We start from the raw sequence: 26,992 nt of genomic DNA, 5'->3' as shown, positions 1-26,992 counted from the left end.
GCTTGCCGGGCCCCGCCACCGCCTGTGACACTGCGCGCATGATCCGCACCGCGACCCCCGACGACATCCCCGTCCTCCATACCCTGATCCGCGAGCTGGCCGACTACGAGAAGGCGCCGGACGAGGCACGGGCGACCCAGGAGCAACTGCACGAGGCCCTGTTCGGCGACCGCCCGGCGGCGTTCGCACACCTCGCCGAGCAGGACGGCGAGGTCGTCGGCTTCGCGCTGTGGTTCCTGAACTTCTCCACCTGGCGGGGCGTGCACGGGATCTATCTGGAGGACCTGTATGTGCGCCCCGAGGCCAGGGGCGGCGGCCATGGCAAGGCGCTCCTGACGGAACTGGCCCGGATCTGCGTCGCACGCGGCTATGAGCGCCTGGAGTGGTCGGTCCTGAACTGGAACAGCCCCACCATCGCCTTCTACGAGGCCCTGGGCGCCCGCCCGCAGGACGAGTGGACCGTGTACCGCCTGACGGACGACGCTCTGACCAGGCTCGGAACGGGCCAGTAGGGGCGCGGGCGAGGCGATGCACACAGAGAACCCCCAGGGTCTCGGGGGGGCTCTGGGAGCTCTCAGGTGTTGCTCAGGCCATTGCCACGTGGATGGTGGCGGCTGTTCGGGCCGACGTGTACGCCGTGGATCACGTCGATGCCTACGTTGATGCCGCGTAGTGCCATGTCGAGTGCCCGGAGGCGTGGCTGCGGCTCGGCCATCGGTGCGGGTGCGCGCCCCTGACCCTCTACGGGCCAGGGGCTCTTTCTGATGGTGTTGGCGAATGTCACGTCTCTGCTGATCTCTGCCGGCTCTCTTCCTTCCAACGCCCGCTTCGGCCCCGGAGTTCCAGCACGAGGCACCAGCCCCCAGCGAAGCCCTGCCCACCAGCCCTCGCGCGGACCGAACCGGCACCAGACCACACCCGGGATCGGGGGAAGGCCGTGTGGTGCGAGCTTGCCGCCGTGTAGAGCGTGTCAAATGGGGCTCTGGGCCGCTCCGAACTGGCTGATCGGCCACGTGGACGTCGTTGCGGCGGTCGTGCCCCCGAAGGGTGGTGTACCGGCCGAACTGCGACACATTCGGGAAATGTGTCGCACTTGTGGAGCCAACTGCCTGCCCGTAGCCGCTGTACACCACGGCCGCGGACGTGCCCCAAGTCCTGACCGCCCCGCGGCGAACCTTTCCGCCGCGTAGGTGACCTCACCGTCCCCGGCCGCGGTGGGTAGCACGGTGCGGGTGAACTCGGCGATCGCGTGGAAGCCGATCAGGACCTTGCCGGTGGGCGGTCGTCCAGAGGGCATCGGAGGCTCCGCTGGATTCACGGGGTGGAGGTGACCGCGTGATCTACGACCGAAGCGCCGTCCCCGCACATGGACCAGGGCTGCGGCTACGGCCGTGGGAGACCGACACCGGCAAGCCGGGCCTCCTGTCCAGGAACGGCACCCCGGGCGTACGGGCCCGCATCGCGGACGAGATCGAGGCAGAACAGTTGCGCGACGCCGCCGACGTCCTCAAAGGCGCCCAAGCGGTACTCGACGACCGCAAGGCACGGTAGTACCCACTACGCCTCGCGCTGCGGGCGGCCACGCAGACCCTCGTTGACGTGTTGCGTATCGCCGACAGCCGGGGCGCCCGCCGGCCCGTGCCCGACGACGACCACGACGCCGTCGACAGGCGCCGTGCGTAACACCGGCGTTCCGGAAGACGTTCCGGACCGAATGGCGCACCCAGCGGACTCGAACCGCCACACCGGAGGCATTCCGGTGCGCGAACCTGCGGGTACTTCCCGGGCACGATCAACACGCGTTCGGCGGCTGCGTCGGCTGGACGCACAGGCAGTACCCGCGGGCAATCGCCGCGTTGAACCACATCAGGGCGTCCTCCAGGTGCATAAAGGCAATCGACTGCTCCCGGTCGTCCGGAAGCTGCTCATTCAGCGCCGGCGCCAGCCGCTTGAACTCCGCGCGCACCTTCGCGTGGAGTTCTGCGGTCTGCTCACACCGCGGAGGGTGGTAGTCGAACCGTTTACAGATCTCGTCGTACGTCGTTTCTTACCCTGCCAGGCGGGAGAAAGCGGTCCCGACCGGCCTTGAACCGGCGGCCTCCCGATCGACGATCGGGCGTTCTCGCCAACCTGAGCTACGGGACCCGGAAGTCCATCCCGGCGACTGGCGCGACCCAGCCGCCGGGCCCCGTGGGCTCAGGCGTCCTCCGCCACCCGGACGCCCAGCCCCGCCGCCAGCACCGGCGCCAGGTCCAGAAGCTGGGCATGGCTGATCACCGCGCCCGAGAGCCGGTCCACTCCGCGCGTGATGTCCAGCTCCGCCGCACGGCGCAGATCCACGTCCACCAGGGTCGCCGCCGTGAGGTCCGCCCCCTTCAGGACACAGTCCACGAACTCCACCCGCTCCAGCCGGGCGCCCCCGAAGTCCGGCTCGACCAGGACACAGCCCTCGAAGACGACGTCCCTGAGTCTCGCCCTGCGCAGGTTCGGATAGTCGATCTTCCCGCCGCGCACCAGCACCCGCTCCAGCACCGCGCCGTGCAACCGCACCCCACCGAGCCGGGCGTCCACCAGCTCCACGTCGCGCAGGCTCGCCTCGGCGAGGTCCGTGCCCACGCCCCGGATGCCCGTGAGGACGGAGTCCACCACGCGGGCGTGGCGCAACCGCGTCTCGTCCAGCGCGCAGCCCGTCAGCGCACAGTCCAGGAACCGGGCGCCTCCGCCCTCCTGCCCGGCGAGGTCCGTGTCCCGGAACTCCAGCCCGTCGTAGTCCCCGTCCGGCGTCAACTCCCCGTCCGTAAACGCCACCAGCTCCGGCAGCCGCACCTCCGGCCGCCGCGCCGGCTTCACCACCCAATCGTTCCGCACCATGCCCCCATGCTGCACCCCGCCCCTGACAATCCCTCCCACCTGCGACGACGCCTCGCCCACCGGAGGGCGGCGGGCAGCATGCCGCCGCGGGTCCGGTCGCGGGTGTGACGGTCAGGTCCGCGTCTTCCGGGCGCACGGCCCCCGGGGGACGCGCGGGCCGAAGGGCGCACGGCCCGGCTGACCACCGCCCGTGACCGCGCCCGCTCAGCCGACGCGGGGGAAGCGGGACTGGAGGGTCCAGATCGCGGGGTTGTCCGCGAGGTCCTCGTGGAGGTCGGTGAGGTCGGCGATCAGATCGTGCAGGAAGTCCCGGGCCTCGCGGCGCAGTTCGGTGTGCGAGAAGGACAGCGGGGGTTCGGCCGGCGGCAGCCACTCCGCCTCGATGTCCACCCAGCCGAAGCGGCGCTCGAAGAGCAGGCGGTCGGTGGACTCGGTGAAGTCCAGTTCCGCGTGCTGGGGCCGGGCGGCGCGGCTGCCGAGCGGGTCCCTGTCGAGCAGTTCGGCGATGTCGCACAGCGCCCACGCGAAGTCGAGCACCGGCACCCATCCCCAGGCTGTGGACAGCTCCCGGTCCGCCTCGGTGTCGGCGAGGTAGATGTCACCGCAGAACAGGTCGTGCCGCACGGCGTAGACGTCCGCACGGCGGTAGTCGGTCTGCGGGGGGTCGGGGAAGCGGGGGGAGAGGGCGTAGCCGATGTCGAGCACGGGGCGATGGTGTCACGCCGCGGTCGGCTCCGCCGTCGCGGGCCGCCCCGTGGGATCACGGTTCCCGCCCGCGAAGCCGCCGAGCGCCGCGCAGGTCCCGGACAGCTCTGCGAACGGGGTGCGATGGTCCTGCAGAAGATCCGGCAGACCGCCGGCGGCGACACCTTCCCCGGCGTCGTCCGGGGCTGGGCGGCCGGCCACCGTCACGGCAGGGTCACAGCTCCTTGCGGAGCACGGTGCAGGGGCGGGCCTTCTCGCGGTCCGGGCGGTGGGCGACGGTCTCGTAGCCGAGGGACGTCCAGAAAGCGAGGCCACGGGAGTTGCCGTCCAGGACCGCGAGGCGTACGGCGGTCCGGCCCGCGGCGCGGAAGCGCTCCTCGACCAGGGAGGCCAGGCGTCGGCCGTACCCCTGCCGCTGGAGGGCCGCGTCCACCATCAGCAGGCCGATCCACGGGTCCGGGTCGGCCGGGTCGGGATGACGGGTGAGGGTGATCACGATGCCCGCCAGCCGCCCCCGGGTGCGGGCGAGCAGGACCTCCGCGTGCGGGTGCGCCAACTCGTCGGCCAGCGCGCTCGCCACCTGCTCCGGGCGGATGTCGTCCGGGTCCGGGAAGTCGCCGCTGAGGGCGTGGAAGTCGCGGTGGGAGGCGTACAGCGCGGTGAGCTCGGTGAGCAGCGGGGCCGGGATGTCGTGGTCGGCGGAGAGCCGCAGGGGCTGGAGGATCACGGACATCAACGTATCCCGTGCGGAGCTCTCCAGGGGGTCCCGGGGCCGACCGGGGCCCCGGCCGCGGCGCACCGCGGCAGGGGCTCCCGGGCAGGCGTCCCCGGCGTCAGACGTTGACGCCGAAGTCCTGGGCGATGCCGACCAGGCCCGACGCGTAGCCCTGGCCGACCGCGCGGAACTTCCACTCCGCGCCGTTGCGGTACAGCTCGCCGAAGACCATGGCCGTCTCCGTGGCCGCGTCCTCCGAGAGGTCGTAACGCGCGATCTCCTGGCCGCCGGCCTGGTTGACGATGCGGATGTACGCGTTGCGCACCTGGCCGAAGTTCTGCGAACGGGTCTCGGCGTCGTAGATGGAGACGGGGAAGACGATCTTGTCGATGTCGGCCGGGAGGGCCGCCAGGTTGACGTTGATCGCCTCGTCGTCGCCCGCGCCCTCGCCCGTGCGGTTGTCACCGGTGTGGACGATCGAGTTGTCCGGGGTCTGCTTGTTGTTGAAGAAGACGAAGTGCTGGTCCGAGTAGACCCGGCCCTCGGGGTTGACCGCGATCGCGGACGCGTCGAGGTCGAAGTCCGTGCCGGTGGTGGTGCGGACGTCCCAGCCGAGGCCCACGGTGACGGCCGTCAGGCCCGGAGCCTCCTTGGTGAGCGAGACGTTGCCACCCTTGGACAGGCTTACAGCCATTGTTCGGGAGTCCCTTCCCTCGGTACGTGTGCGGATGAAGCTACCGCCCATAAGAACGCCGAGGGGGGTACTGATGGTTCCGGGTCTCTTTACCTTTTTTACCTTCCGTGGGGGGGGAAATCCGGGTGACGCGGACCGCGCGGAACCGGGACCATGGACGTCATGTCCGGTCCCCACGTCATCCGCGGCTCCGTCTCGCTTCCCGAGGCCGAGCTGATGTGGCGTTTCTCGCGCTCGTCCGGCCCGGGCGGGCAGCACGTCAACACCAGCGACACCCAGGTGGAGTTGCGTTTCGACCTCGCGCGGACCGAGGCGCTGCCGCAGGTGTGGAAGGAGCGGGCCCTGCGGCGGCTGGCGGGGCGGCTCGTCGACGGCGTCGTCACCGTCCGCGCCTCGGAGCACCGCTCGCAGTGGCGCAACCGCGAGGCCGCCGCCGTACGCCTTGCCTCCCTGCTCGCGGAGGCGACGGCTCCGCCGCCGAAGCCGCGCAAGCCGACCCGGATCTCCCGGGGGGTCAACGAACGCCGGCTGCGGGAGAAGAAGCGGCGCGGCGAGACCAAGCGGGGCCGCACCGGCCGGGACTGGCCCTAGAGAGCGGCTCTCGCTAGCCCAGGTGGCGGTACCGCCCGCGGAAGTACAGCAGCGGTCCGCCCTCCGTGCCTGGTATCCGGGCCGTGAGGACCCGGCCGATGACCAGGGTGTGGTCGCCGGCCCGCACGCGCTGTTCCGTGCGGCACTCCAGGGTCGCCAGGGAGCCGTCGATCAGCGGTGCGCCGGAGGCCTCGCCGCGGACGTGGGCGATGTCCTGGAACAGGAGCCGGTCGCTGATGCGGCCCTTCATCGCGAAGCGGCCGGCGATGTGCCGCTGGCTCTCGGTGAGCAGGGAGACCGCCCACAGGGGCTGCTCGGCGAGCAGGTCGTCCATGCGGGAGCCCTCCCGCAGGCTGACCAGGGCCAGGGGCGGGTCCAGGGACACCGACATGAACGCGTTGGCCGTCATGCCGACGTCCTCGCCGCCCGGCCCCTCCGGGTCCAGCGCGGGCTCGTGCGCGGTCACCAGGACCACGCCCGCGGCCAGCCGGGACATGGCGGCGCGGAACTCGTCGTTGCTCACCCCCTCAGGATGCCCGGAGGCGGGCGGGACGGCGGTCAGCGGCGGGACGGGCGGAGTGTTCAGCACACAAGAACGCTAGTAGGTGCCCCGAAGGCCCCACATCGGGCCCGGGGCCGAGCCGGGACCTAGGTCCGGCGGCCGAGGCCGCCGGAGGCCGGCCGGCCCCTGCGGGGGGCCCAACTCGGCGCCGGGCGCGATCGGTTGGCCCGTATGATCACAGTGTCTCCATAGGGTGACGCATCGTGTTCGCAGAACGCGTCCAAAAAGCGCGGAATCCTCACCCAATTGTTCATGTTTTGCTGTGACTTGAGTCACAGGAGCCGTATTTTGTTGACCCTGTGTACCTAGTGGGCAGCACGCTGTGATTCAGTGGCAGGGACGCTGCGCGACGCTACACCCGGAGTACTCGGAGTAGCGTACCGAGGAAGACCGAGAGAACCGTAGAACCCCGAAGCGTCCCTGTGGAGTTGCTGCGAGACCTCGAGGGGAGGGCGCATGGAGACCGACTCGGAGCCATATGTCCGCCTGACCACCCTGCGGCAGCTGCACCGGGTGATGGCGGACATGAACACCGCCCGAAGCCTCGCGGACACGCTGCAGACCGTCGCCGACGGCATCGTCACCGGTCTCGGCTACGAGCTGGCGGCCGTCAACCTCGTACGCCAGGACGGCGACCTCGTCGTCGCCGCGCTCGCCGGGAACACCGCGGCCGAGGCGCTGATCACCGGCCGGGTCGGCTCGCGCGCCTCCTGGGACCGCCGGCTGAGCATGGGCGAGGCCTGGGACGACCTGCGGTTCATACCCCACACCGAGGGCTGGGTCCTCGACGAGGACGACGTCCCGCAGTGGCACACCGAAGGCCCGGAGCCCCGCTTCGAGGACGAGTGGCACCCCGCCGACCGCCTCTTCGCGCCGATGTACACGCCGGGCGTCCAGGGCGCCTGCGGCGAGCTCATCGGAGTCATCTCCGTGGACCGCCCGCGCAACGGGCGGCGGCCCGGCGCCTGGGGGCGCGAGGCACTCCAGATGTACGCCTTCCAGGCCGCCATAGCCATCAGCAACGCCCGGCTGCGGGCCAACATGCAGCGGGCCCTCGTCCGCCTGGAACGGGAGCAGCAGGCCCTGCGTGCCAGCGAGGAGTCCTTCCGGCAGGCCTTCGAGTACGCCCCCTCCGGCATGGCCATCGCCGAGATGGGCGGTGACCAGCACGGGCGGATCCTGCGCACCAACGACGCCCTGTGCCGGCTGCTCGGCCGGCCCGCCTCCGCCATGCGCCGCTACGCGTTCTCCGACCTCGTCCACCCCGAGGACATCGGCACCCTGCTGCGCACCTCCGCCGAGGGCGGCCGGGCCGAGCTGAGGCTCGGGCGCCGGGACGGCACGTATGTATGGGTGTCCCTGCGCAACTCCGTCGTCGCGGACGCCGCCGACGGGCCCCGCTTCCTGCTCACCCACGTCGAGGACATCGAGGAACGCAAGCGCCGCGAGCTCCAGCTCGCGCACCGCGCCTCCCACGACTCGCTCACCGGTCTGCCCAACTCGGCCGAGCTGCGCTCCCGGCTGTCGGCCCGGCTGTGCCAGCGGCCGCAGTCCCTGCCGCCGGGCGCGGCCGAGTCCCTGGACGCCGCGTACGAGGCCGACCACCCGGCGGCGTACGACGGGAGCGGGCACGCCTTCGACTTCCACACCGGCCCGGGGCCGTTCGACGCCTTCGACCACCATGTGCACACCGTCGCCCCGGACCGGGACGCCGACGACGGCACCAAGGGGCTCGCGGTGCTCTTCTGCGACCTCGACGGATTCAAGTCGATCAACGACCGCTTCGGGCACAACGCGGGGGACGCCGTCCTCATCGAGGTCGCCCGGCGGCTCAGCCGCGCCGTGCGCGACGGGGACACGGTGGCCCGGCTCGGCGGCGACGAGTTCGTCGTCCTCGCGGACGGGCTCGGCAAGGCCGACGCCCAGGACCTCGCCGTACGGCTGCGCAACGAGATCATCCAGCCGATCCGGGTGGACGGCCGCGCCATGCGGGTCGGCGCCAGCTTCGGCATCGGGTGGGCCCACTGCGGCATGACCGCGGACGAAGTGTTGAAATCCGCTGACGAACGGATGTACGTCGAGAAACGATCTCGTCCCAAACAGCACCGGCGTGCGGGATAGCCCCAGCTCAGTGCAGGGGTGACGGGAAGAACAGCCGTAGGGGGCCCAGGGAGCGGGTAGGCTCGCCATTCAGCCATGTATGCATCTGGACCCGCACCTGTTGAGGAGACCTAGGGATGACGCCCGGCGACAACGGCGCGAGCACGCCCGAGGACGAGGATCCGTTCGGCTACCTCTACGCCGACGGTCAGGCCAACGGCGCCCAGCCGCCCACCGGCGGCTACGGCTACCCGGGCTCGGTCAACAGAGTGCGCACGGTCGGCGAGCGTCAGTACGGCCAGCCGCAGGCCCCCGCGGCCCCCTACGGGCAGGTGCCCCAGCAGCAGGGCTACGGCCAGGCCCCCTACGGCCAGCCGAACGCGCACTACGCCGCGCCCGAGACCCAGCCGGGCGGCGCGCCCACGACCCGGCAGGCACCGGTGGGAGCGGGCGGTGGCGGCCGGGGCCGGGGCCCCAACACCAAGGGTCTGCTGATCGGCGCGATCGCGGTGGTCGCCGCGGTCGTCATCGGCATCGGGGTCGCCATGCTGGGCGGCGGCGACAAGAAGGACACGGCGGGCGGCGCGTCCAGCAGCCCGACCACCGAGCAGAGCGCCTCCCCGAGCGCGTCGACCTCGGCGTCCGCGGCCGCCGGCGCACTCCCGAAGACCGACGCCAAGACCCTGCGGCTGGAGGGCGGTACGGCCACGGCCTCCGACGTGAAGGGCGCCAAGGCGGACGGCGGGGTCTATGTGGGCGGCTTCAACGCCGTCGGCGCGGCCGTGACCTGGAGCGTGAACGTCCCCGCGGACGGCAAGTACACGCTGCACACCGGCTACGACGTGCCCGGCGTCGACGCCACCGCGACCCTCACGATCAACGGCACGCCCCAGACCAACCCCCTGAAGCTGAAGAACTGGGCCAACGCGCCCCAGGGCGACTGGGAGAAGGGCTGGACCAAGACGTTCAACTACATCCAGCTCAACAAGGGCACCAACACGATCCGGATCTCCTGCGAGCAGGGGAACCAGTGCAACGCCAACCTCGACCAGTTCTGGCTGACGAACGGCTGGGCGAACTAGTGCCGCGGCAGGCAACGTTCGCCCGTTAAGGAGCGGCGTCCGGTGCGTGCTCTGGGGGTCCCCCCGGCCGAAGGCTGGGGGAGTGCCGGCCGGAAGTCCTCGTACTGGATGTACTTGGGCTTTCGGGCGGTGCGGCGAGTGGGGGTACCCCCTGCTCGAAGAGCTTGGGGGAGCGTGCCGGGCGTCGCGACGGGGCGAACGTTGCCTGTCGGGGCGCTAGCGCCCCCACAGGCACCAGCACCCCCAGGGGCGCCAACCGGCCTCACGCCGCCGTTGCCTCGCCTGTGACGGCCACCCGCTCCAGCAGGTCCTCGTAGGCGTCGCGGTCGAACTCGCCCGCCACCGGGGCCAGAACGGTCGCCGCGGACAGGGCGACGGCCCGGGCGAGGCGTTCCGGCCAGGGCAGGTGCTCCACCAGTCCCGACAGCAGGCCCGCGACCGCCGAGTCGCCGGCGCCCGTCGGATTGCCCGCGATCCGGCGCGGCGGCACGGCCCGCCACAGCCCCTCCGCGTTCACGGCGAGCAGGCCCTCCGCGCCCAGCGAGGCGACCACCGTGTGCGCCCCGCGCCTGCGGGCGTCCCGGGTGGCCTGCAACGGCTCGTGGGAGCCGGTGAGTTCGGCCAGTTCGTCGGCGTTCGGCTTGACGATGTCCGGCCGGGCCGCCACCCCGCGGCGCAGCGGCTCCCCGCTCGTGTCGAGCAGGACGGGCACCCCCATCGCCCGTGCGGTGCGCACCAGTTGGGCGTACGCCCCCACCGGCACCCCCGGCGGCAGGCTGCCGCACAGGGCCACCGCCGCCGCGGAGCGCACCAGGTCGGCGTAGGTGTCCAGGAAGGCCGACCACTCGGCCGGCGCTATCAGCGGGCCCGGCTCGTTGAGCTGGGTGGTGTCGCCGGTCCTCTCGTCGACCACCGCGACGGTGCGCCGGGTCGCGCCCGCCACCGGGACGAGCGCGTCCACGACCCCGGGCGTGTGGGTGAGCCGGTCCTTCAGGGAGCGGCCCGTCGCGCCGCCCGCGAAGCCCGTGGCCGTCACCTGGTGGCCGAGCGCGGCGAGCACCCGGGCCGCGTTCAGGCCCTTGCCGCCGGGCCGTTCGGTCACCTCGGTCACCCGGTGCGCGGTGTGCGGCCTCAGCGCCGGTACGCGATAGGTGATGTCGAGAGCGGTGTTCAGCGTGACCGTCAGGATCACCTGGGGACCTCCCTCGCATGTCGTGACGGCGTGTCCGGTGGTTGCGCACGTCGGTTCCCGTGAGCGGAATCCCAGGATGCGCCTGCCGCCGGTGGTGTGCGGAGGCTCGATCATGCCAAATGAGTCGGCGGTCGGCCCAGTCCCTGGGCCGACCGCCGTGCACCAACAAACGGATGAATCATCCCAGTTGGGGATCGACCACCCAGGTTCCGCGGCGCATCACGCCCTTGAGGGCGAACTCCTCGTCCAGCAGCACCAGGTCGGCGTCCTTGCCGGGCTCCAGGGAACCCACCCGGTCGTAGACGCCCAGCAGCCTGGCCGGATTGGCCGAGATGGCGGCGACGACGTCCTGCACCGGCAGCCGGTCGACGGTGACCGCCCGCCGGAAGGCGCGGTCCAGAGTGAGCGTCGAGCCCGCGATCGAGCCGCCCTGCACCAGGCGCGCCACCCCGTCGGCCACCTCCACCTCCAGGGGGCCGAGCAGGTAGCGGCCGTCGCCGACGCCCGCCGCGTCCATGGCGTCCGTGATGAACGCGACCCGTGCGGCCCCCGCGTGATGGAACGCGAGCTGGAGCGAGGCCGGGTGCAGATGGGTGCCGTCGTCGATCAGCTCGACCGTGATCCGCTCGTCCTCCAGGAGCGCGGCGATGGGCCCGGGGGCGCGATGGCCGAGCGGCGGCATGGCGTTGAACAGGTGCGTCGCGACGGTGGCGCCCGCGTCGATGGCCTCCACGGTCTGCTCGTAGGTCGCGTCCGTGTGCCCGATGGCCGCGATCACGCCGTGCTCCGCGAGCAGGCGCACCGAGTCGATGCCGCCGGGCAGTTCGGTGGCCAGCGTGACCATCTTCGCCCGGCCGCGCGCCGCGTCGAGCAGCTTGCGGACCTCCGCCGGGTCCGGATGGCGCAGCAGTTCCTCGGAGTGCGCGCCCTTGCGGCACGGCGAGATGAACGGCCCCTCGAAGTGGATCCCGGCGATGTCGCCCTGCTCCGCCAGTTCGGACAGCAGCCCGGCCTGCCGGACGAGGACGTCCATGTCCTCGGTGACGGTCGAGGCGACGAGGGTGGTGGTGCCGTGCAGCCGGTGGGTGCGGACGGCCGTGAGGATCTCGTCGGCCGTGCCGGAGAAGGCCGCCCCGCCGCCGCCGTGACTGTGCAGGTCGACGAAGCCGGGGACCAGCCAGTGGCCCCGTACGTCGATGGTCTTCGCGTCCGGGGGAGGAGTCCCGGCGATCCGCGTGCCCTCCACGACGACGCGGCCGTCGTCCACGATCCCGGTGGGCAGCACCACGCGGGCACCGGCGAGAACCTTGCTGGGGGCCATCAGGCGGTTACCTCCGAGCGGTCAGTGGTTTCGAGGAGATCCCAGGCGAGGAGTCCCGCGCCCAGGCAGCCGGCGGTGTCCCCCAGTGCCGCGGGGACGAGCGACGGCGCCTTCTGGAAGGTGAGCCGTCGCAGGACGGCGTCGCGCAGCGGCGTGAAGAGGGTGTCTCCCGCCTCGGCGAGCCCCCCGCCGACGATGATCGTGCGCGGGTCCAGCAGGGTGAGGGCGGTGACCAGGCCGTCGGCGAGCGCGTCCACCGCCTCCTGCCAGACCCGTACGGCGTCCGGGTCCCCGGACGTGACGGCCCGCGCGCAGTCGGCGGCGTCGGCCTCCGGGTCCCCGGACGCCTCGGCCCAGGCCCCGCTGACGGCCGCGGCGGACGCGTACCGCTCCAGACAGCCGGTCTGGCCGCACGGGCAGGGGATCCCGCCGGGCCGTACGACGATATGGCCGATCTCGCCCGCGAAGCCGTGCGCCCCGGCCTCCACCCGGCCGTCGATGCCGATGGCACCCGCGATGCCGGTGCCGAGGGGGACGAACAGAAAGCGGTCGGCGCCTTTGCCCGCGCCGATGCGGCCCTCGGCGAGCCCGCCGGTGCGCACGTCGTGCCCGAGGGCGACCGGCACGCCGGCCAGGCGGCGGCTGAGCAGATCGCGCAGGGGTACGTCACGCCAGCCGAGGTTGGCCGAGTAGGCGGCGACGCCGCGGTCGGCGTCCACGATGCCGGGTACCGCGACGCCCGCCGCGCCCGCGGGTTCGCCGAGGTGCCGCTCGCCGTGCGCGCGCAGCTCGGCGGCGAAACCGAGGATGGACTCCACCACGGCGTCGGGCCCGCGCTCGCGGCCGGTGGCCCGGCGCGCCTGGTGCAGCAGTTCGCCCCCCGCGCCGACCAGGGCGGCCTTCATCCCGGTGCCGCCCACATCGAGGGCGATGACATGTCTCACGGAGACAGTGTGGGCCCTGGACCCGGAAGAGGTCTAGTCCACTCATGGCGGTTAACGCCACCGGCGGAGCCGTCCGCTCTGTCGGCCCCTGCCGCTACCGTTTCCCCATGGAAGAGCTCAACCCCCGGGAAAAGGCCGTCCTCGCCCTGGAGGGGCGCAGCTTCCCCGGGCCGGGCGCCAAGGAACGGGCCATCCGGGAGCAGCTCGGCCTCGCCCCCGTGCGCTACTACCAGCTGCTCAACGCACTCCTCGACGACCCGAGGGCCCTCGCCCACGCCCCGGTCACCGTCAACCGTCTGCGCCGCGTCCGCGACTCCCGCCGCACGGAGCGCTGACCGTGCCGGGCACTGACGGTGCTGGGCGCTGACCGCGCCGGGCGGACACCGAGGGGACCGGGCGTCGCGTGTCCGGTGCGTGTGCCGGGGTCAGGAGTGCGCCCGGCCCCGCGCGGATAGGGTCGCCGTATGGGTAGCCACACGGACTCCTTGCCGACGCCCGCCACCCCGGCCGGGCGCGACGGTCTCGCCGCCATCCTCGCCCGGCCCGAGCGGGCCGTCCTCGCCTTCGACTTCGACGGGACGCTCGCCCCGATCGTCCCGGACCCCGACCAGGCCCGCGCCCACCCGGACGCGGTCCCCGCCCTCGCGGCACTCGCCCCGAAGGTCGCCTCCGTCGCGGTCGTCACCGGCCGCCCGGCCGATGTCGCCGTCCGCTACGGCGGCTTCGCGGGCGTACCCGGACTCGACCACCTCGTCGTCCTCGGCCACTACGGCGCCGAACGCTGGGACGCCCGCACCGGCACCGTCGACGCCCCCGCCCCGCACCCGGGCGTCGCCGCCGTCCGCGCCGAACTCCCCGGCCTCCTGGACGAGACCGGTGCCCGGCGCGGCACCTGGATCGAGGAGAAGGGGCGCGCCGTCGCCGTGCACACCCGCCGGGCCGACGATCCGCAGGCCGCCTTCGAGGCCCTGCGCGAACCCCTCACCGGCCTCGCCGCCCGCCACGGCCTGATCGTCGAACCCGGCCGCATGGTCCTGGAGCTGCGCCCGCCCGGCATGGACAAGGGAGTGGCCCTGGCGGAGTACGTCCGCGGGACCGGCGCCGGAGCGGTCATGTACGTGGGGGACGACCTCGGCGACCTCCCCGCCTTCGCCGCCGTCGAGACGCTCCGCTCCGACGGCCTGCCCGGCCTGCTGGTCTGCAGCGGCAGCGAGGAGGTCACGGAACTGGCCGACCGGGCGGATCTCGTGGTCGACGGCCCGGAAGGCGTCGTACGGCTGGTGACCGCGCTGGGGGACCGCCTGGCGGACCGCCCCTGAGGGCCGTCGTCACCCCTGGTTCAGGACCGCCCGCGCCCGGGGAGTGAACCTCAGTCCTCCAGCGCGGCGAGCTGGTCCAGGAACCAGCGGGCCGGGGGAAGCGCCGTGGCCCGCGCGGCCAGACGCTTGGTGCGTTCCGCGCGCTCTCCCGGACCCATCGACAGCGCCTCGTGCAGCGCCTGCGCCGTGCGCACCACGTCGTACGGGTTCACGCTCACCGCGTCCTCGCCCAGCTCCTCGTACGCCCCCGCCTCCCGCGACAGCACCAGGGCACAGCCCTCGTCGGAGACCACCGGGACCTCCTTGGCGACCAGGTTCATACCGTCCCGGATGGGGTTCACCAGGGCCACGTCCGCCAGCCGGTACGCGGCGAGCGAGCGGGCGAAGTCGTCCTTGACGTGCAGCTCCACCGGGGTCCACCCGGGGGTGGCGAAACGGGAGTTGATCTCCGCCGCCACCCGCTGGACCTCCGCCGTGTAGTCGCGGTAGACGGCCAGGTCCTGCCGGGACGGGTAGGCGAACGCCACGTGGACGACCCGTTCGCGCCACTGGGGACGCGACCGGAGCAGTTCCTCGTACGCCAGCAGCCCGCGCACGATGTTCTTCGACAGCTCCGTGCGGTCCACCCGCACGATCGACTTGCGGGGCCTGCCGTCGGGGCCCGTGCCGATCTGCTCCCGCAGGACCCGCATCCGCTCGTCCACATCCGGCCGGTGCGCCCGCTCGCGCAGGAACTCGGCGTCCGCGCCCAGCCCGTGGACGCCGACGCGGGTGCCCGAGGGGAGGTCCGGGCCGAGGACCGCGTGGCAGCAGTCCGTGAACGCGTCCGCCCACCGCTGGGTGAGGAACGCCGCCCGGTCCGCGCCCAGGATCCCGCCGAGCACCCGCGCGGCGATGTCGTCGGGCAGCAGACGGAAGTACTCCGGCGGCGCCCACGGCGTGTGCGAGAAGTGGCCGATCCGCAGGTCGGGCCGCAGCTCGCGGAGCATCCGGGGGGTCAGGGCGAGGTGGTAGTCCTGGACCAGGACCGCCGCGCCCTGCGCCGCCTCCTCCGCCAGCGCCTCGGCGAACGCCCGGTTGTAGGTCTCGTACGCCGCCCACTGCCGCCGGAACTCCGCGTCGAAGACCGGCTCCAGCGGCGTCTGGTACAGCATGTGGTGCACGAACCACAGGACCGAGTTCGCGATGCCGTTGTACGCGGCGGCGTGCACCTGCGCGTCGATGTCGAGCATCCGTACGCGCTGGCCGCCGGTGTCGGCCGGATCGAGCCTGCCGCCGGTACGCCGTACGGCCTCCCGGTCGCTGTCGTTCAGCGCGGAGCAGACCCACACCGCGTCCGTGTCGGGGCCGATCGCCGACAGGCCGGAGACCAGTCCGCCCCCGCCGCGCTTGGCGGTGAGCTGTCCCGTGTCGTCCAGCGCGTAGGAGACCGGGCCGCGGTTGGACGCCACGAGAACGGAAGCCGCATTCGAAGCCATGCCACGAAACCTAGCCCGAGCCGAAAACGCTCAAACGTTCCCTTCGGCCGTCCGCTGAACCGTATACGACGGCCGGCGTCACGGACGCGGTCCGCCCGGGGCCGGACGGCTCAGGCCGCCCGCCGGTCCGCGTACTCCGCGATCTCCGCCATCGGCGGCCGCTCCTCGGTGTCCACCGCGTACGTCCGCGGCTCGAAGCGGCCCTCGACGCGCTCGAACTGGGTGAGGGCGGGGCGGACCAGATGGCCGCGGGCCAGCCGCAACTGCGCGGTGCGGTAGATCGCCGCGGCCATGCGGCCGAGCGCCTGGCCGTCCTGGTGGCGGTGCAGGCGCACCCCGACGTCGACCTGGGCCAGGGCGTCCAGGCCCACCAGATGCAGGGCGTCGACCAGCACGCCCAGCTCCACTCCGTACCCGACCGGGAACGGGAGCCGTTCCAGCAGCGAGCGGCGGGCGGCGTACTCGCCGCCGAGCGGCTGGACGAACCCGGCGAGCTGCGGCCAGTGCATGTTGAGCAGCGGGCGGGCCATCAGCTCGGTGACCCGGCCGCCCTGGCCCGCCGCCGGCCCGGCGGCCGGCTCACCGGGCAGGGCCAGCGGCCGGTCGTACATCGCCTTCACGAGGTCCACGCCCGGGTCGGTGAGCAGCGGGCCCACGATCCCGGAGACGAAGTCCGACGAGAACTCCCTCAGGTCCGCGTCGACGAAGCAGACGATGTCCCCGCGGGTGACCAGGAGGGAGCGCCACAGCACCTCGCCCTTGCCGGGCACGGCAGGAATGCGCGGCAGGATGGTGTCGCGGTGCACCACCGTCGCGCCGGCCGCCGCGGCCACCTCGAAGGTGCGGTCCGTGGAACCCGAGTCGACGACGACGATCTCGTCGACGAGCGGGATCTGCCGCATCAGGTCGTGCCGGATCACGGCGACGATCTCGCCGACCGTCTCCTCCTCGTTGAGCGCGGGCAGCACGACGCTGACCGACGAGCCCGAGGCGCGTTTGGCGGCCAGGATCTGGTGGAGCGGACGATCGGTCACGGACCAGGAGCGGGTGCTCAGCCAGCGCTCGACTTCTTCCAGCACGGTCTGCGGCTCCTTGTCCCCGGCTTGACTCCGGCTTGTCCGTGGTGATCCATCTCGCGGTTCGGACGACTATCTCAACTGTCGTGGCCTTCGGTTACAGTCTTGAACAACGCCGGTGACCATCGCATGTCGGGGGTCGCCGCTGCTGACAACCAGTGAAACAACCGCATACAGCTCATCCAGAGGGGCAGAGGGACACGGCCCGATGAAGCCCCGGCAACCCTCCAGCCGGTTCTCGTAGATCAGTGATGATCGTCCTCGCGAGGCTCCCGGCTAGGGAAGGTGCCAAATCCGTCTCACGGCGAGATGCGTCGTGAGGAAGATGAGGAGAGAGGGCCTCGCCTGACATGGCTGTGCAGACAGTTGCAAGCAGCACCGACTCCGTGAACTCCGTGGACCTCGGCCCCGCCGCGGCCCTGTCCTGCCGCGAGTGCGGCCACCGGGTGCCGCTCGGCCCGGTCTTCGCCTGCGAGGAGTGTTTCGGCCCGCTGGAGATCGCGTACGACTTCTCGGGCTACGACACCGAGGAACTGCGCCGGCGGATCGAGGCCGGCCCCGCGAACATCTGGCGCTACGCGCCGCTGCTGCCGGTCCCGGCGGACGTCGCCGGCAAGCCGAACCTCAACCCCGGCTGGACCAAGCTGGTCAAGGCCGACAACCTGGCGCGCGAGCTGGGTGTGACCGGCGGGCTGTATGTGAAGGACGACTCCGGCAACCCGACGCACTCCTTCAAGGACCGCGTGGTCGCCCAGGCGCTGGAGGCGGCGCGCGCCTTCGGCTTCACCACCCTTTCCTGCTCCTCCACCGGCAACCTGGCGGGCGCGGTGGGCGCCGCGGCGGCCCGGGCCGGGCTGCGCTCCTGCGTCTTCATCCCGCACGACCTGGAGCAAGGCAAGATCGTCATGGCCGCGATCTACGGCGGCGAGCTGGTCGGCATCGAGGGCAACTACGACGATGTCAACCGCTTCTGCTCGGAGCTGATCGGCGACCCGGCCGGCGAGGGTTGGGGCTTTGTCAACGTCAACCTGCGTCCGTACTACGCGGAGGGCTCCAAGACCCTGGCGTACGAGATCGCCGAGCAGCTGGGCTGGCGGCTGCCGGACCAGATCGTGGTCCCGATCGCCTCCGGCTCCCAGCTCACGAAGATCGACAAGGGGCTGCGGGAGCTGATCGAGCTGGGACTGGTCGAGGACCGGCCGTACCGGATCTTCGGTGCCCAGGCCGAGGGCTGCTCGCCGGTGTCGACCGCGTTCAAGGCCGGCCACGACGTCGTACGGCCGCAGAAGCCGGACACGATCGCCAAGTCGCTGGCGATCGGCAACCCGGCGGACGGTCCCTATGTGCTCGACATCGCGCGCCGCACCGGCGGGGCCGTGGAGGACGTGACGGACGCGCAGATCGTGGACGCCATCAAGCTGCTCGCCCGCACCGAGGGCGTCTTCGCGGAGACGGCGGGCGGCGTGACGGTGGGCGTGACCCGCAAGCTGGTCGAGAGCGGTGCGCTCGACCCGACGAAGACGACCGTCGTCCTCAACACCGGCGACGGCCTCAAGACCCTGGACGCGGTGGCGGGCACCGGCCTCACCGCGACGATCCGTCCGACCCTGGACTCCTTCCGAGAGGCTGGCCTCGCATGAGCGTGACCGTACGTATCCCCACCATCCTGCGCCCCTACACCGGGGGCCGGGCCGAGGTCGCCGCCGAGGGGGCGACCCTCGCGGAGGTCATCGCCGACCTGGAGAAGAACCACACCGGCATCGCCGCCCGCGTCCTGGACGACCAGGGCAAGCTGCGCCGCTTCGTCAACGTGTACGTCAACGACGACGACGTCCGCTTCGAGCAGGGCCTTCAGACGGCGACCCCGGACGGCACGGGCGTCTCCATCATCCCGGCGGTCGCCGGCGGCTGACGGCCGCTCACCCCGGCGCGATCGTTCGCCTTCGGTAAGGCAAAGCGCCGAGAGTTCATCGAATTGCCCTCTCCGCGAGAGAAGCGGAGGGGGCAATTCTGCATGGTTGAGCACGGTAGAGTTGGGGAACCCGCTCCCGGATTCCGGTCGCGCCACCGGAGTCCTTAACCACCCGCTGGGCAAGAAGTAGCCAAAGTGGGCATGGGTTTTGCGCCATCCATTCCTTTTGTCGGGCCCGACTTGCCCTGAATTCTGGTGAATTCTCCGTACATTCCCGACCGGTCATGCCTGGATTTCTCGTCCAAGTGACCTGTTGCGCAGGGCAGTTGGACAGATACATTCAGCCGCGGTCGACGCGTTCCGGCGCACGCCCCCAACCGTTGGGGGGTGAGGTCTGACCCGGATCCGCGAAGTGTGGATCTGTGCAAGGGCCAGTAATAGGGGAGTTAGGCATGGCTCAGGGCACCGTCAAGTGGTTCAACGCGGAGAAGGGGTACGGCTTCATCGCGGTCGACGGTGGTGCGGATGTATTCGTCCACTATAGTGCGATCCAGATGGACGGCTACCGCACCCTGGAAGAGGGCCAGCGGGTCGAATTCGAGATCTCGCAGGGTCAGAAGGGGCCGCAGGCGGACATGGTCCGCCTGGCGGGCTGAGGTAGCGCGCCGACGACTGAACTGTTCGACGTGTCGAGGGGCTCGTATCCCGTAGGGGTACGAGCCCCTCGGTCTGTCCGGATCCGGTGGGTCGGTGGGTCGGTGGGCCGGGGGTGCGGCGGGGGCGCGCGGGAGCGGTGACGCGGGCAGGTGTGTGCCCCCCCTGGGCGGGCTCGCTTCGCGGGCGCGCCGTGCGCCCGCCCGTCACCCGGCCGCCACCCCCCGACGAGCCCGCTTCACGGGAAGCGCCTTGCACTCGACCGGGGCGAGTGCTAATCATTGGCGTTAGCACTCTGAAGGTGAGAGTGACAAAGAAGGACCGAGTCGGTGAGGCTGCGGGCCGGGTGGGGCAAGGAACCTCCGGTCGGGGCCGTCCGTCGCGGGCGCGGGCGCGGTCCGGAGTAATCACCCCCAGTCCTGGAGGGACCACTTCACATGGCCAAGATCATCGCGTTCGACGAGGAGGCGCGGCGCGGCCTCGAGCGCGGCATGAACCAGCTCGCGGACGCCGTCAAGGTGACCCTCGGCCCCAAGGGCCGCAACGTCGTCCTCGAGAAGAAGTGGGGCGCCCCCACGATCACCAACGACGGTGTCTCCATCGCCAAGGAGATCGAGCTCGAGGACCCGTACGAGAAGATCGGCGCCGAGCTGGTCAAGGAAGTCGCCAAGAAGACGGACGACGTCGCCGGTGACGGTACGACCACCGCGACCGTTCTCGCCCAGGCGCTGGTCCGCGAGGGCCTGCGCAACGTGGCCGCCGGTGCCAACCCCATGGCTCTGAAGCGCGGTATCGAGAAGGCCGTCGAGGCCGTCTCCGCCGCCCTGCTGGAGCAGGCGAAGGACGTCGAGACCAAGGAGCAGATCGCCTCCACGGCCTCCATCTCCGCCGCCGACACCCAGATCGGCGAGCTGATCGCCGAGGCCATGGACAAGGTCGGCAAGGAAGGCGTCATCACCGTCGAGGAGTCGCAGACCTTCGGTCTGGAGCTCGAGCTCACCGAGGGCATGCGCTTCGACAAGGGTTACATCTCGGCGTACTTCGCCACCGACATGGAGCGTATGGAGGCGTCGCTCGACGACCCGTACATCCTGATCGCCAACTCCAAGATCGGCTCCGTCAAGGACCTGCTCCCGCTGCTGGAGAAGGTCATGCAGTCGGGCAAGCCGCTGCTGATCATCGCCGAGGACGTCGAGGGCGAGGCCCTGTCGACCCTGGTCGTCAACAAGATCCGCGGCACCTTCAAGTCCGTCGCCGTCAAGGCCCCGGGCTTCGGCGACCGCCGCAAGGCCATGCTCGGTGACATCGCCATCCTCACGGGCGGCGAGGTCATCTCCGAGGAGGTCGGCCTCAAGCTGGAGAACGCGACCCTGGACCTCCTGGGCCGCGCCCGCAAGGTCGTCATCACCAAGGACGAGACCACGATCGTCGACGGTGCCGGCTCCGCCGACCAGGTCGCGGGCCGGGTGAACCAGATCCGCGCCGAGATCGAGAACAGCGACTCCGACTACGACCGCGAGAAGCTGCAGGAGCGCCTGGCGAAGCTGGCCGGCGGCGTGGCCGTCATCAAGGCCGGTGCCGCCACCGAGGTCGAGCTCAAGGAGCGCAAGCACCGCATCGAGGACGCCGTCCGCAACGCGAAGGCGGCCGTCGAGGAGGGCATCGTCGCCGGTGGTGGCGTGGCCCTGCTCCAGGCCTCCCAGGTCTTCGAGAAGCTGGACCTGAACGGCGACGAGGCCACCGGTGCCGCCGCCGTCAAGCTGGCGCTCGAGGCCCCGCTGAAGCAGATCGCCGTCAACGCCGGCCTCGAGGGCGGCGTCGTGGTGGAGAAGGTGCGCAACCTGACCCCGGGGCACGGTCTGAACGCCGCGACCGGCGAGTACGTCGACCTGGTCAAGGAAGGCATCATCGACCCGGCGAAGGTGACCCGTTCCGCTCTGCAGAACGCCGCCTCCATCGCCGCGCTGTTCCTCACCACCGAGGCCGTCATCGCCGACAAGCCGGAGAAGGCCGCCGCGCCCGCCGGCGGCGGCATGCCGGGCGGTGACATGGACTTCTGATCGACCCCTGGTCGATCGACGTCCCTAGCCGAGGGCGGCACTCCCTGTTCCGACAGGGGGTGCCGCCCTCGGGCGTGTCCGGGGTCACGCGACCCAGTGCCGGGGTGTGGAATGCGGGGTGCCGGGCCGATGGTTGTTTGAGGAGGTGCAACAATGCGCGTGCACATACCAACCGGTCAGCAGAGTCATCGACGAGGAGCCCCCACGTGACCGTCACCCCGCCCCCCGCCTCCCGCGCGGCCCGGATCCTGTCCCGGCCGATCGCCCTCAACGGCCTCACGGTCCCGAACCGGATCACGATGGCCCCGATGACCCGTATGTTCTCCCCGGGCGGCATCCCCGGCGAGGACGTGGTGGCGTACTACGCCCGCCGGGCCGCCGCCGGTGTCGGTCTGATCGTCACCGAGGGCACGTACGTGGGCCATGAGTCGGCGGGGCAGAGTGACCGGGTGCCCCGCTTCCACGGCGAGGAGCAGCTGGCGGGCTGGGCGAAGGTCGCCGAGGCGGTGCGCGCGGCGGGCGGCACGATCTTCCCGCAGCTGTGGCACATCGGCATGGTCCGCGAGCAGGGTCAGCCGCCGTTCGCCGACGCCCCCGCCGTCGGCCCCTCGGGTCTGCGCATCGGCGCCACCGAGGCCACCGGCAAGGCCATGGACCGCGCCGACCTGGACGCCGTCATCGGCGCGTTCGCCCAGGCCGCGGCCGACGCCGAGCGCATCGGCTTCCACGGTGTGGAGATCCACGGCGCCCACGGCTACCTCGTCGACCAGTTCCTGTGGGCGGGCACCAACCGCCGCACCGACGCCTACGGAGGCGACCCGGTGGCCCGGACGAAGTTCGCGGCGGAGATCGTGGCCGGCATCCGGGAGGCGGTCTCGCCGGAGTTCCCGATTCTGTTCCGGTACTCGCAGTGGAAGCAGGACGTCTACGGCGCCCGGCTCGCCGAGACGCCCGAGGAACTGGACGCCATCCTCAGCCCTCTCGCCGCGGCCGGTGTCGACGCCTTCCACGCCTCCACCCGCCGCTACTGGCTGCCGGAGTTCGACGACTCGGACCTCAACCTGGCGGGCTGGACCAAGAAGCTCACGGGCAAGCCGGTCATCACCGTCGGCTCCGTGGGCCTGGACGGCGACTTCATCAAGGGTTTCCAGGGCGAGGGCGCCCCGGTCAAGGCCATCGACAACCTCCTGGACCGCCTGGAGGCGGAGGAGTTCGACCTGGTCGCGGTCGGCCGCGCCCTGCTCCAGGACCCCGAGTGGGCGGCGAAGGTCCTGGCGGGCCGCTTCGACGAGCTGAAGCCGTACGACGCGGCGGCGCTGAAGACCCTGTACTGATCCGTGCCCGGGCGGTCCCCGCGCCCCGCACGGGCGTGGGGACCGCCCGGCCCGTGTCCGAAGGGGGCGTGGGGGAGCAGGACGGGGCGGCAGGCCCGACGGAATTCTCTTGCTTAAGTCAATCAATCCCCATAAGGTTGCCCGAGTCAATCACGCCTGCACTCCGACGGAGGCATCCTTCATGTCCGACGCACTCGCCCGGCCCGCCGGAGCCGGGCCGTCCGCGGCGCCGAGATCGACCGTCCTGGTCGCGGTGCTCGCCTTCGGCGGCATCGTGGTCTCGCTGATGCAGACCCTGGTCATCCCGATCGTCCCGGAGCTGCCGAAGCTCCTGAACGCCTCCTCCGCGGACAGCGCCTGGGCCGTCACCGCGACGCTGCTCGCCGCCGCCGTCGCCACTCCGGTGATGGGCCGCCTGGGCGACATGTACGGCAAGCGCCGCATGCTGCTGACCGGACTGACGATGCTGGTCGTCGGCTCGGTCACCGTCGCCCTCAGCGACGCCCTGACGCCGGTGATCGTGGGACGCGCCCTTCAGGGTCTGGCCTCCGGCGTCATCCCGCTCGGCATCAGCATCATGCGCGACGAACTGCCCGCCGAGCGGCTCGGTTCGGCGACCGCGATGATGAGCGCCTCGCTCGGCGTCGGCGGCGCCCTCGGTCTGCCCGCCGCCGCGGTCATCGCCGAGAACTCCGACTGGCACATGCTGTTCTGGACCTCCGCCGTGCTCGGTGTCGTCGCCGCCGTCCTCGTCCTGGCCCTGGTCCCGGAGTCGGCGGTGCGCAGCGGCGGCCGGTTCGACGTGCCCGGCGCGCTCGGCATGGCGGCCGGTCTGGTGTGCCTCCTGCTGGCGATCTCCAAGGGCGCCGACTGGGGCTGGGCCAGTGGCGCCACCCTCGGCCTGTTCGCCGCCGCCGTCGTGATCCTGCTGGTGTGGGGCGTCTTCGAACTGCGCGTGGCGGAGCCGCTGGTGGACCTGCGCACCACCGCCCGCCGTCAGGTGCTGGTGACCAACCTCGCCTCGGTGGCGCTCGGCTTCGGCATGTTCGCGATGTCCCTCGTCATCCCGCAGCTTCTGCAACTGCCCGCGGCCACCGGCTACGGCCTCGGCAAATCGCTGCTGACGGCCGGCCTGGTCATGGCGCCCTCCGGCCTGGTCATGATGGCGACGGCCCCGGTGTCCGCGGCCGTCTCGCGTGCCAAGGGCCCGAAGGTCACCCTGATGACCGGCGCCCTGATCGTGGCCGCCGGCTACGGCGTCAACGTCGCGCTGATGGACCAGGTCTGGCACTTCGTGCTCGTCTCCTGCGTCATCGGCGCCGGCATCGGCTTCACCTACGGCGCCATGCCCGCCCTCATCATGGGGGCCGTGCCCGCCTCCGAGACCGGGGCCGCCAACAGCCTCAACACCCTGATGCGCTCCATCGGCACGTCCACCGCGAGCGCGGTGGCCGGCGTCGTCCTGGCCAACATGACCACGACCCTCGGGCCCGTCACCCTGCCGTCGGAGAACGGTTTCAGGACCGTCCTGGCCGTCGGCGCCGGCGCCGCTCTCCTCGCCTTCGCCGTGGCGTCCTTCATCCCGCGCCGGGGTACGGCCGACGGGCAGAACACGACCGCCGCGGCGGCCGGCGAACCGGACATCGCGAAGGTGACGGCCGTGACGCAGGAGTAGGTCTGCCGGTGGGGCCCGGGTGCCGGATCATGGGAAGTGGTGCCGAACGCCGAAGCCCCCTCGCCCGGGAGGTCGCCGATGACCCAGCCCCCGCTCCCCGGAGTCCTCGCCGATGCCGCGCCGGTCCTCGACCACTGGGGCTATCCGGCCGTCGCCGTCCTGGTGTTCGCCGAGGACTTCGGTGTGCCCGTGCCCGGTGAGACGATCCTGATCGTCGCCGCCGTGTACGCGGGCGCGGGCCGGCTCAACCTCGTCCTGGTGGCCGTCCTCGCCTTTCTCGCCGCGGTCCTCGGCGACAACGTCGGTTACGCGATCGGCCGCTTCGGCGGCCACGGGGCGGTGGAGCGCTACGGCCGCTACGTCCTGCTCACCCCGGCCCGAGTCGCCCGGGCGGAGGCCTTCTTCGCCCGGCACGGCGGCAAGATCGTCTTCGTGGCGCGGTTCATCGAGGGGCTGCGCCAGGCGAACGGCATCATCGCCGGGCTGGCCCGGATGCCCTGGCGGCGCTTTCTGCTCTTCAACGCCCTCGGCGCCGCTCTGTGGGCCGGCGTCTGGGTCACGTTCGGCGCCCTAGCCGGAGCCCACCTGAAGACGCTGTACCCGGCGATCAGCCGCTACGAGCTGTACGTGCTCATCGTCCTGGCCGTCCTCGTCGTGCTCCTCGCCGCCCGCCACCTCAACAGCCGCCGCAAAGCGGCCCGCTGATCCCGGGGTCAGCCCGCCGCCTTCGCCAGCGCCGTGCGCAGACGGCCGTCGCTCTCGGCGAGAAGCCGGGCCGCCGCCGGGCCGTCCACTGTGCCGAGGATGGTCAGGATCGCGTTCTTGACCTCGCCGTCCGTGGCCGCGAGGGCGCGTTCGACCTCCTCGTCGTCCGCGCCCGTCGCCAGCGCCACGATGCGGCGGGAACGGGCGCGCAGCTTGTCGTTGGAGGCGCGCACGTCGACCATCAGGTTCCCGTACGTCTTGCCCAGCCGGATCATCGTGATCGTCGAGATCATGTTGAGGACCAGCTTCTGCGCCGTGCCCGCCTTCAGCCGGGTCGAGCCGGTCAGCAGTTCGGGGCCGACCACGATCTCGATGCCGTGGTCGGCCGCCGCCGCGAGCGGACTGCCCGCGTTGCAGGACAGACCGACCGTGAGCGCACCGGCCGTCCGGGCGTGCTCCACCGAGCCGACCGCGTACGGCGTGCGCCCCGAGGCCGAGACGCCGACCACGGTGTCACGGGCCGTCAGCCCCAGCCCGTCGAGGTCCCGGGCCGCCAGCTCCCGGGAGTCCTCCGCGCCCTCCACCGAGCTCACCGTCGCGCGGGGCCCGCCCGCGATCAGACCCACCACCTGCGAGGGGTCCGTGTTGAAGGTCGGCGGGCACTCGGAGGCGTCGAGGACGCCGAGCCGCCCGGCCGTGCCCGCGCCGGCGTACACCAGCCGGCCGCCCCGGGCCATCCGTTCGGCGACGGCGTCGATCGCGGCGGCGATCTGCGGGAGCCGCGCGGCGACCGCGGCCGGGACGGTCGCGTCCTCGCCGTTCATGAGCTGCGCGATCTCAAGGGTCGGGAGCCGGTCGATCTCGGCCAGCTCGGGGCGGAACGCCTCGGTGGTCAGGGTCTCCAGCTCGGCTCGCACGTCGTGCTGGTGGGACGAGGAGGTCATCGGGCGCGCCTCTTTCCGGTGCGGCACTGCTCGGGAGGGAGGACGGGCAAGGTCAGCGCTTCGTTCCGCCACGCGGGTGGTGACGGTGCGCCAGGGCCTCGTACGACGCGGACAGCGCCGGCGCCGCGGTCTCGTACGTCCGCTGCGCCACGCCGACGAACAGGCAGTCCACGACGAGGAGCTGGCTCGTGCGGGACGACATCGCGGCCGGCCTCAGCTCGCTCTCGCGCGCCGTGGAGGTGGTCAGGACGTGGTCCGCGTACTGCGTGACGGGCCCGTCCGGACGGCCGGTGACGGCGACGGTGGTCGCCCCGTGCTCGAAGGCCACGCGCAGCGGTTCGATGACGTCGCCGGTGGAACCCGAGTGCGTGATGGCGATCGCCGCGTCCTTGGCGCGCAACTGCACGGCGTTGGTGACCGCGAGATGCGGGTCGCTGTGCGCATGGGCTATGAGCCCTATCCGCAGCAGCTTCTGGACGAGGTCCTGGGCGACGAGCCCGGACGCCCCTATGCCGTACACGTCGATGCGGCGGGCGGCGGCGAGCGCGGTGACGGCGGCGCCGAGCTGCACGGTGTCGAGACCGGCCGCCGTGTCGGCGAGGGTCTGCTGCTCGTCGTAGGCGAGTTTCGCGACGACGTCCGCGATCGGGTCGTCGACCGCGATGTCGGCGGTGACGGACGGGGCGCGGCCCGACTGCTGCTGGGCGGCGAGGCCCGCGAGGGCCAGGCGCAGGTCCCGGTAGCCCGGATAGCCGAGGAGGCGGGCCGTGCGGACGACGGTGGCCTCGCTGGTGCCGGTCAGCTCGGCGAGCCCGGTGACCGTGAGCGCCGCGCACCCGGCCGGGTCGGCGGCGACGGCCTCGGCGACCCGCTGCATGGACCGGGTCATGGAGGGCGCGAGGGTGCGCACTTTGGCGGCGAGCGCGGCGGGTGCGGGCGGCGTGTTCCGGCCCGCCGGCCCCCGGCCCGACGAGGCGGAGAAAGTTTCCTTCGCGCGCTGGGTCACAATGTGAAAGATATTTTCCGTTCGGAGGTCCGGTCAAGAGGTGCGCACAATA

At 71.9% G+C, this 26,992-nt stretch carries 28 protein-coding genes, 1 tRNA gene, 1 pseudogene and 1 riboswitch; of the genes and pseudogenes, 14 read left to right on the top strand and 16 right to left on the bottom strand.

The annotated features are described in order from the left end of the window. The first annotated feature begins 38 nt into the window (after positions 1–38). Positions 39–512, top strand: a complete 474-nt coding sequence (locus tag ACWD5Q_RS05185) for an N-acetyltransferase family protein (RefSeq protein WP_451425637.1) — start codon at positions 39–41, stop codon at positions 510–512. Positions 513–1,186: 674 nt separating this feature from the next. Here ACWD5Q_RS05185 and ACWD5Q_RS05180 read toward each other — a convergent pair. Further along, a pseudogene (locus ACWD5Q_RS05180) lies at positions 1,187–1,298 on the bottom strand (SgcJ/EcaC family oxidoreductase); the annotation flags it as partial. A gap of 37 nt (positions 1,299–1,335) precedes the next feature. Between ACWD5Q_RS05180 and ACWD5Q_RS05175 the strand changes: the two are divergent. Then, positions 1,336–1,551 carry a hypothetical protein gene (locus tag ACWD5Q_RS05175; protein WP_451425636.1) on the top strand — a complete coding sequence of 72 codons (216 nt, stop codon included), beginning with the start codon at positions 1,336–1,338 and terminating at the stop codon, positions 1,549–1,551. A gap of 241 nt (positions 1,552–1,792) precedes the next feature. On the opposite strand, the gene ACWD5Q_RS05170 is transcribed toward ACWD5Q_RS05175, so the two are convergent. The 7 genes from ACWD5Q_RS05170 to ACWD5Q_RS05140 all read right to left on the bottom strand — a co-directional run bounded on the left by ACWD5Q_RS05170 (position 1,793) and on the right by ACWD5Q_RS05140 (position 4,985). Then, a complete protein-coding gene (locus tag ACWD5Q_RS05170) occupies positions 1,793–2,029 on the bottom strand; it encodes an Acb2/Tad1 domain-containing protein (protein WP_451425656.1) in 237 nt (78 codons plus the stop codon). A gap of 41 nt (positions 2,030–2,070) precedes the next feature. Further along, positions 2,071–2,145: transfer RNA gene (locus ACWD5Q_RS05165), tRNA-Asp, on the bottom strand. A 51-nt stretch (positions 2,146–2,196) separates the two neighbouring features. Then, on the bottom strand, positions 2,197–2,871 hold the full coding sequence (locus ACWD5Q_RS05160; RefSeq protein WP_451425635.1) for a pentapeptide repeat-containing protein: 675 nt from the start codon (positions 2,869–2,871) through the stop codon (positions 2,197–2,199). A 204-nt stretch (positions 2,872–3,075) separates the two neighbouring features. Further along, on the bottom strand, positions 3,076–3,576 hold the full coding sequence (locus tag ACWD5Q_RS05155) for a hypothetical protein (protein WP_451425634.1): 501 nt from the start codon (positions 3,574–3,576) through the stop codon (positions 3,076–3,078). 12 nt (positions 3,577–3,588) lie between these two features. After that, a complete protein-coding gene (locus tag ACWD5Q_RS05150) occupies positions 3,589–3,783 on the bottom strand; it encodes a hypothetical protein (protein ID WP_451425633.1) in 195 nt (64 codons plus the stop codon). 7 nt (positions 3,784–3,790) lie between these two features. Beyond that, positions 3,791–4,303 (bottom strand): N-acetyltransferase family protein, encoded by a 513-nt coding sequence (locus ACWD5Q_RS05145; protein ID WP_451425632.1) that lies wholly within the window; start codon positions 4,301–4,303, stop codon positions 3,791–3,793. Positions 4,304–4,409: 106 nt separating this feature from the next. Further along, positions 4,410–4,985, bottom strand: coding sequence for a TerD family protein (locus ACWD5Q_RS05140; protein WP_451425631.1), 576 nt, complete (start codon positions 4,983–4,985; stop codon positions 4,410–4,412). 153 nt (positions 4,986–5,138) lie between these two features. Between ACWD5Q_RS05140 and arfB the strand changes: the two genes are divergently transcribed. Further along, positions 5,139–5,576 carry an alternative ribosome rescue aminoacyl-tRNA hydrolase ArfB gene (gene arfB, locus ACWD5Q_RS05135; RefSeq protein ID WP_451425630.1) on the top strand — a complete coding sequence of 146 codons (438 nt, stop codon included), beginning with the start codon at positions 5,139–5,141 and terminating at the stop codon, positions 5,574–5,576. A gap of 13 nt (positions 5,577–5,589) precedes the next feature. On the opposite strand, the gene ACWD5Q_RS05130 is transcribed toward arfB, so the two are convergent. Next, the gene (locus tag ACWD5Q_RS05130) at positions 5,590–6,165 is read right to left on the bottom strand and encodes a flavin reductase family protein (RefSeq protein ID WP_451425629.1); all 576 of its coding nucleotides are present in this window, start codon (positions 6,163–6,165) and stop codon (positions 5,590–5,592) included. 429 nt (positions 6,166–6,594) lie between these two features. Here ACWD5Q_RS05130 and cdgB point away from each other — a divergent pair, with 429 nt between their 5' ends. Both cdgB and ACWD5Q_RS05120 read left to right on the top strand, forming a co-directional pair. Further along, the gene (gene cdgB, locus ACWD5Q_RS05125) at positions 6,595–8,259 is read left to right on the top strand and encodes a diguanylate cyclase CdgB (RefSeq protein WP_451425628.1); all 1,665 of its coding nucleotides are present in this window, start codon (positions 6,595–6,597) and stop codon (positions 8,257–8,259) included. A gap of 116 nt (positions 8,260–8,375) precedes the next feature. Further along, positions 8,376–9,320, top strand: a complete 945-nt coding sequence (locus tag ACWD5Q_RS05120) for a CBM35 domain-containing protein (protein ID WP_451425627.1) — start codon at positions 8,376–8,378, stop codon at positions 9,318–9,320. A gap of 262 nt (positions 9,321–9,582) precedes the next feature. Here ACWD5Q_RS05120 and ACWD5Q_RS05115 read toward each other — a convergent pair whose 3' ends face one another. The 3 genes from ACWD5Q_RS05115 to ACWD5Q_RS05105 form a co-directional block, all read right to left on the bottom strand. Further along, complete coding sequence (locus ACWD5Q_RS05115; protein ID WP_451425626.1) at positions 9,583–10,512, bottom strand: 1-phosphofructokinase family hexose kinase; 930 nt, start codon at positions 10,510–10,512, stop codon at positions 9,583–9,585. Positions 10,513–10,690: 178 nt separating this feature from the next. Next, positions 10,691–11,833 (bottom strand): N-acetylglucosamine-6-phosphate deacetylase, encoded by a 1,143-nt coding sequence (gene nagA / locus ACWD5Q_RS05110; RefSeq protein WP_451425625.1) that lies wholly within the window; start codon positions 11,831–11,833, stop codon positions 10,691–10,693. Continuing rightward, the gene (locus ACWD5Q_RS05105; protein WP_451425624.1) at positions 11,833–12,777 is read right to left on the bottom strand and encodes an ROK family protein; all 945 of its coding nucleotides are present in this window, start codon (positions 12,775–12,777) and stop codon (positions 11,833–11,835) included. Before ACWD5Q_RS05105 ends, nagA begins: the two co-directional genes overlap by 1 nt. A 107-nt stretch (positions 12,778–12,884) precedes the next feature. Between ACWD5Q_RS05105 and ACWD5Q_RS05100 the strand changes: the two genes are divergently transcribed. Both ACWD5Q_RS05100 and otsB read left to right on the top strand, forming a co-directional pair. Continuing rightward, positions 12,885–13,112, top strand: coding sequence for a DUF3263 domain-containing protein (locus ACWD5Q_RS05100; protein ID WP_451425623.1), 228 nt, complete (start codon positions 12,885–12,887; stop codon positions 13,110–13,112). A 129-nt stretch (positions 13,113–13,241) separates the two neighbouring features. Beyond that, positions 13,242–14,096 (top strand): trehalose-phosphatase, encoded by an 855-nt coding sequence (gene otsB / locus ACWD5Q_RS05095; protein WP_451425622.1) that lies wholly within the window; start codon positions 13,242–13,244, stop codon positions 14,094–14,096. Between the two features lie 50 nt (positions 14,097–14,146). Here otsB and ACWD5Q_RS05090 read toward each other — a convergent pair whose 3' ends face one another. Both ACWD5Q_RS05090 and ACWD5Q_RS05085 read right to left on the bottom strand, forming a co-directional pair. Continuing rightward, the gene (locus ACWD5Q_RS05090) at positions 14,147–15,574 is read right to left on the bottom strand and encodes an alpha,alpha-trehalose-phosphate synthase (UDP-forming) (protein ID WP_451425621.1); all 1,428 of its coding nucleotides are present in this window, start codon (positions 15,572–15,574) and stop codon (positions 14,147–14,149) included. A 110-nt stretch (positions 15,575–15,684) separates the two neighbouring features. Further along, positions 15,685–16,653, bottom strand: a complete 969-nt coding sequence (locus tag ACWD5Q_RS05085) for a glucosyl-3-phosphoglycerate synthase (protein ID WP_451425620.1) — start codon at positions 16,651–16,653, stop codon at positions 15,685–15,687. Positions 16,654–16,825: 172 nt separating this feature from the next. After that, a riboswitch (SAM riboswitch) is annotated at positions 16,826–16,982 on the top strand. Positions 16,983–17,000: 18 nt separating this feature from the next. Here ACWD5Q_RS05085 and thrC point away from each other — a divergent pair. The 7 genes from thrC to ACWD5Q_RS05050 all read left to right on the top strand — a co-directional run bounded on the left by thrC (position 17,001) and on the right by ACWD5Q_RS05050 (position 24,990). Beyond that, positions 17,001–18,290, top strand: coding sequence for a threonine synthase (gene thrC, locus ACWD5Q_RS05080; RefSeq protein ID WP_451425619.1), 1,290 nt, complete (start codon positions 17,001–17,003; stop codon positions 18,288–18,290). After that, the gene (locus ACWD5Q_RS05075; protein WP_451425618.1) at positions 18,287–18,562 is read left to right on the top strand and encodes a MoaD/ThiS family protein; all 276 of its coding nucleotides are present in this window, start codon (positions 18,287–18,289) and stop codon (positions 18,560–18,562) included. The genes thrC and ACWD5Q_RS05075 overlap by 4 nt, the downstream gene beginning before the upstream one ends. Positions 18,563–19,014: 452 nt before the next feature. Beyond that, positions 19,015–19,218 (top strand): cold-shock protein, encoded by a 204-nt coding sequence (locus ACWD5Q_RS05070; protein WP_009339379.1) that lies wholly within the window; start codon positions 19,015–19,017, stop codon positions 19,216–19,218. A gap of 435 nt (positions 19,219–19,653) precedes the next feature. Continuing rightward, positions 19,654–21,276, top strand: a complete 1,623-nt coding sequence (gene groL, locus ACWD5Q_RS05065; RefSeq protein ID WP_451425617.1) for a chaperonin GroEL — start codon at positions 19,654–19,656, stop codon at positions 21,274–21,276. A 206-nt stretch (positions 21,277–21,482) separates the two neighbouring features. Next, the gene (locus ACWD5Q_RS05060; protein WP_451425616.1) at positions 21,483–22,610 is read left to right on the top strand and encodes an NADH:flavin oxidoreductase; all 1,128 of its coding nucleotides are present in this window, start codon (positions 21,483–21,485) and stop codon (positions 22,608–22,610) included. A 181-nt stretch (positions 22,611–22,791) separates the two neighbouring features. Beyond that, positions 22,792–24,285: an MFS transporter gene (locus ACWD5Q_RS05055; protein ID WP_451425615.1), complete on the top strand. Its 1,494-nt coding sequence runs from the start codon at positions 22,792–22,794 to the stop codon at positions 24,283–24,285. Between the two features lie 78 nt (positions 24,286–24,363). Beyond that, entirely contained in the window at positions 24,364–24,990 is a 627-nt protein-coding gene (locus ACWD5Q_RS05050; protein WP_451425614.1) for a DedA family protein, read from the top strand. Between the two features lie 8 nt (positions 24,991–24,998). Here the strand turns inward: ACWD5Q_RS05050 and murQ are convergent, their stop codons facing one another. Continuing rightward, on the bottom strand, positions 24,999–25,934 hold the full coding sequence (gene murQ, locus ACWD5Q_RS05045) for an N-acetylmuramic acid 6-phosphate etherase (RefSeq protein ID WP_451425613.1): 936 nt from the start codon (positions 25,932–25,934) through the stop codon (positions 24,999–25,001). Positions 25,935–25,986: 52 nt separating this feature from the next. Then, entirely contained in the window at positions 25,987–26,940 is a 954-nt protein-coding gene (locus tag ACWD5Q_RS05040; RefSeq protein WP_451425612.1) for a MurR/RpiR family transcriptional regulator, read from the bottom strand. Positions 26,941–26,992 lie beyond the last annotated feature (52 nt).

It is taken from the genome of Streptomyces sp. NPDC002513 (genome assembly GCF_053595355.1).
Note: the sequence above shows the minus strand (reverse complement) of the source record. Positions and strands in the feature narration are given on the sequence as shown.

What these genes read in the sequence shown, in the direction of transcription:
- murQ (WP_451425613.1), bottom strand. Translation starts at nt 25,934, where the DNA reads ATGACCTCCTCGTCCCACCAGCACGACGTGCGAGCCGAGCTGGAGACC.
- ACWD5Q_RS05140 (WP_451425631.1), bottom strand. Translation starts at nt 4,985, where the DNA reads ATGGCTGTAAGCCTGTCCAAGGGTGGCAACGTCTCGCTCACCAAGGAG.
- cdgB (WP_451425628.1), top strand. Translation starts at nt 6,595, where the DNA reads ATGGAGACCGACTCGGAGCCATATGTCCGCCTGACCACCCTGCGGCAG.
- ACWD5Q_RS05050 (WP_451425614.1), top strand. Translation starts at nt 24,364, where the DNA reads ATGACCCAGCCCCCGCTCCCCGGAGTCCTCGCCGATGCCGCGCCGGTC.
- ACWD5Q_RS05090 (WP_451425621.1), bottom strand. Translation starts at nt 15,574, where the DNA reads ATGGCTTCGAATGCGGCTTCCGTTCTCGTGGCGTCCAACCGCGGCCCG.
- thrC (WP_451425619.1), top strand. Translation starts at nt 17,001, where the DNA reads ATGGCTGTGCAGACAGTTGCAAGCAGCACCGACTCCGTGAACTCCGTG.
- ACWD5Q_RS05160 (WP_451425635.1), bottom strand. Translation starts at nt 2,871, where the DNA reads ATGGTGCGGAACGATTGGGTGGTGAAGCCGGCGCGGCGGCCGGAGGTG.
- groL (WP_451425617.1), top strand. Translation starts at nt 19,654, where the DNA reads ATGGCCAAGATCATCGCGTTCGACGAGGAGGCGCGGCGCGGCCTCGAG.
- ACWD5Q_RS05070 (WP_009339379.1), top strand. Translation starts at nt 19,015, where the DNA reads ATGGCTCAGGGCACCGTCAAGTGGTTCAACGCGGAGAAGGGGTACGGC.
- ACWD5Q_RS05100 (WP_451425623.1), top strand. Translation starts at nt 12,885, where the DNA reads ATGGAAGAGCTCAACCCCCGGGAAAAGGCCGTCCTCGCCCTGGAGGGG.
- otsB (WP_451425622.1), top strand. Translation starts at nt 13,242, where the DNA reads ATGGGTAGCCACACGGACTCCTTGCCGACGCCCGCCACCCCGGCCGGG.
- arfB (WP_451425630.1), top strand. Translation starts at nt 5,139, where the DNA reads ATGGACGTCATGTCCGGTCCCCACGTCATCCGCGGCTCCGTCTCGCTT.
- ACWD5Q_RS05120 (WP_451425627.1), top strand. Translation starts at nt 8,376, where the DNA reads ATGACGCCCGGCGACAACGGCGCGAGCACGCCCGAGGACGAGGATCCG.
- ACWD5Q_RS05185 (WP_451425637.1), top strand. Translation starts at nt 39, where the DNA reads ATGATCCGCACCGCGACCCCCGACGACATCCCCGTCCTCCATACCCTG.
- ACWD5Q_RS05055 (WP_451425615.1), top strand. Translation starts at nt 22,792, where the DNA reads ATGTCCGACGCACTCGCCCGGCCCGCCGGAGCCGGGCCGTCCGCGGCG.
- nagA (WP_451425625.1), bottom strand. Translation starts at nt 11,833, where the DNA reads ATGGCCCCCAGCAAGGTTCTCGCCGGTGCCCGCGTGGTGCTGCCCACC.
- ACWD5Q_RS05075 (WP_451425618.1), top strand. Translation starts at nt 18,287, where the DNA reads ATGAGCGTGACCGTACGTATCCCCACCATCCTGCGCCCCTACACCGGG.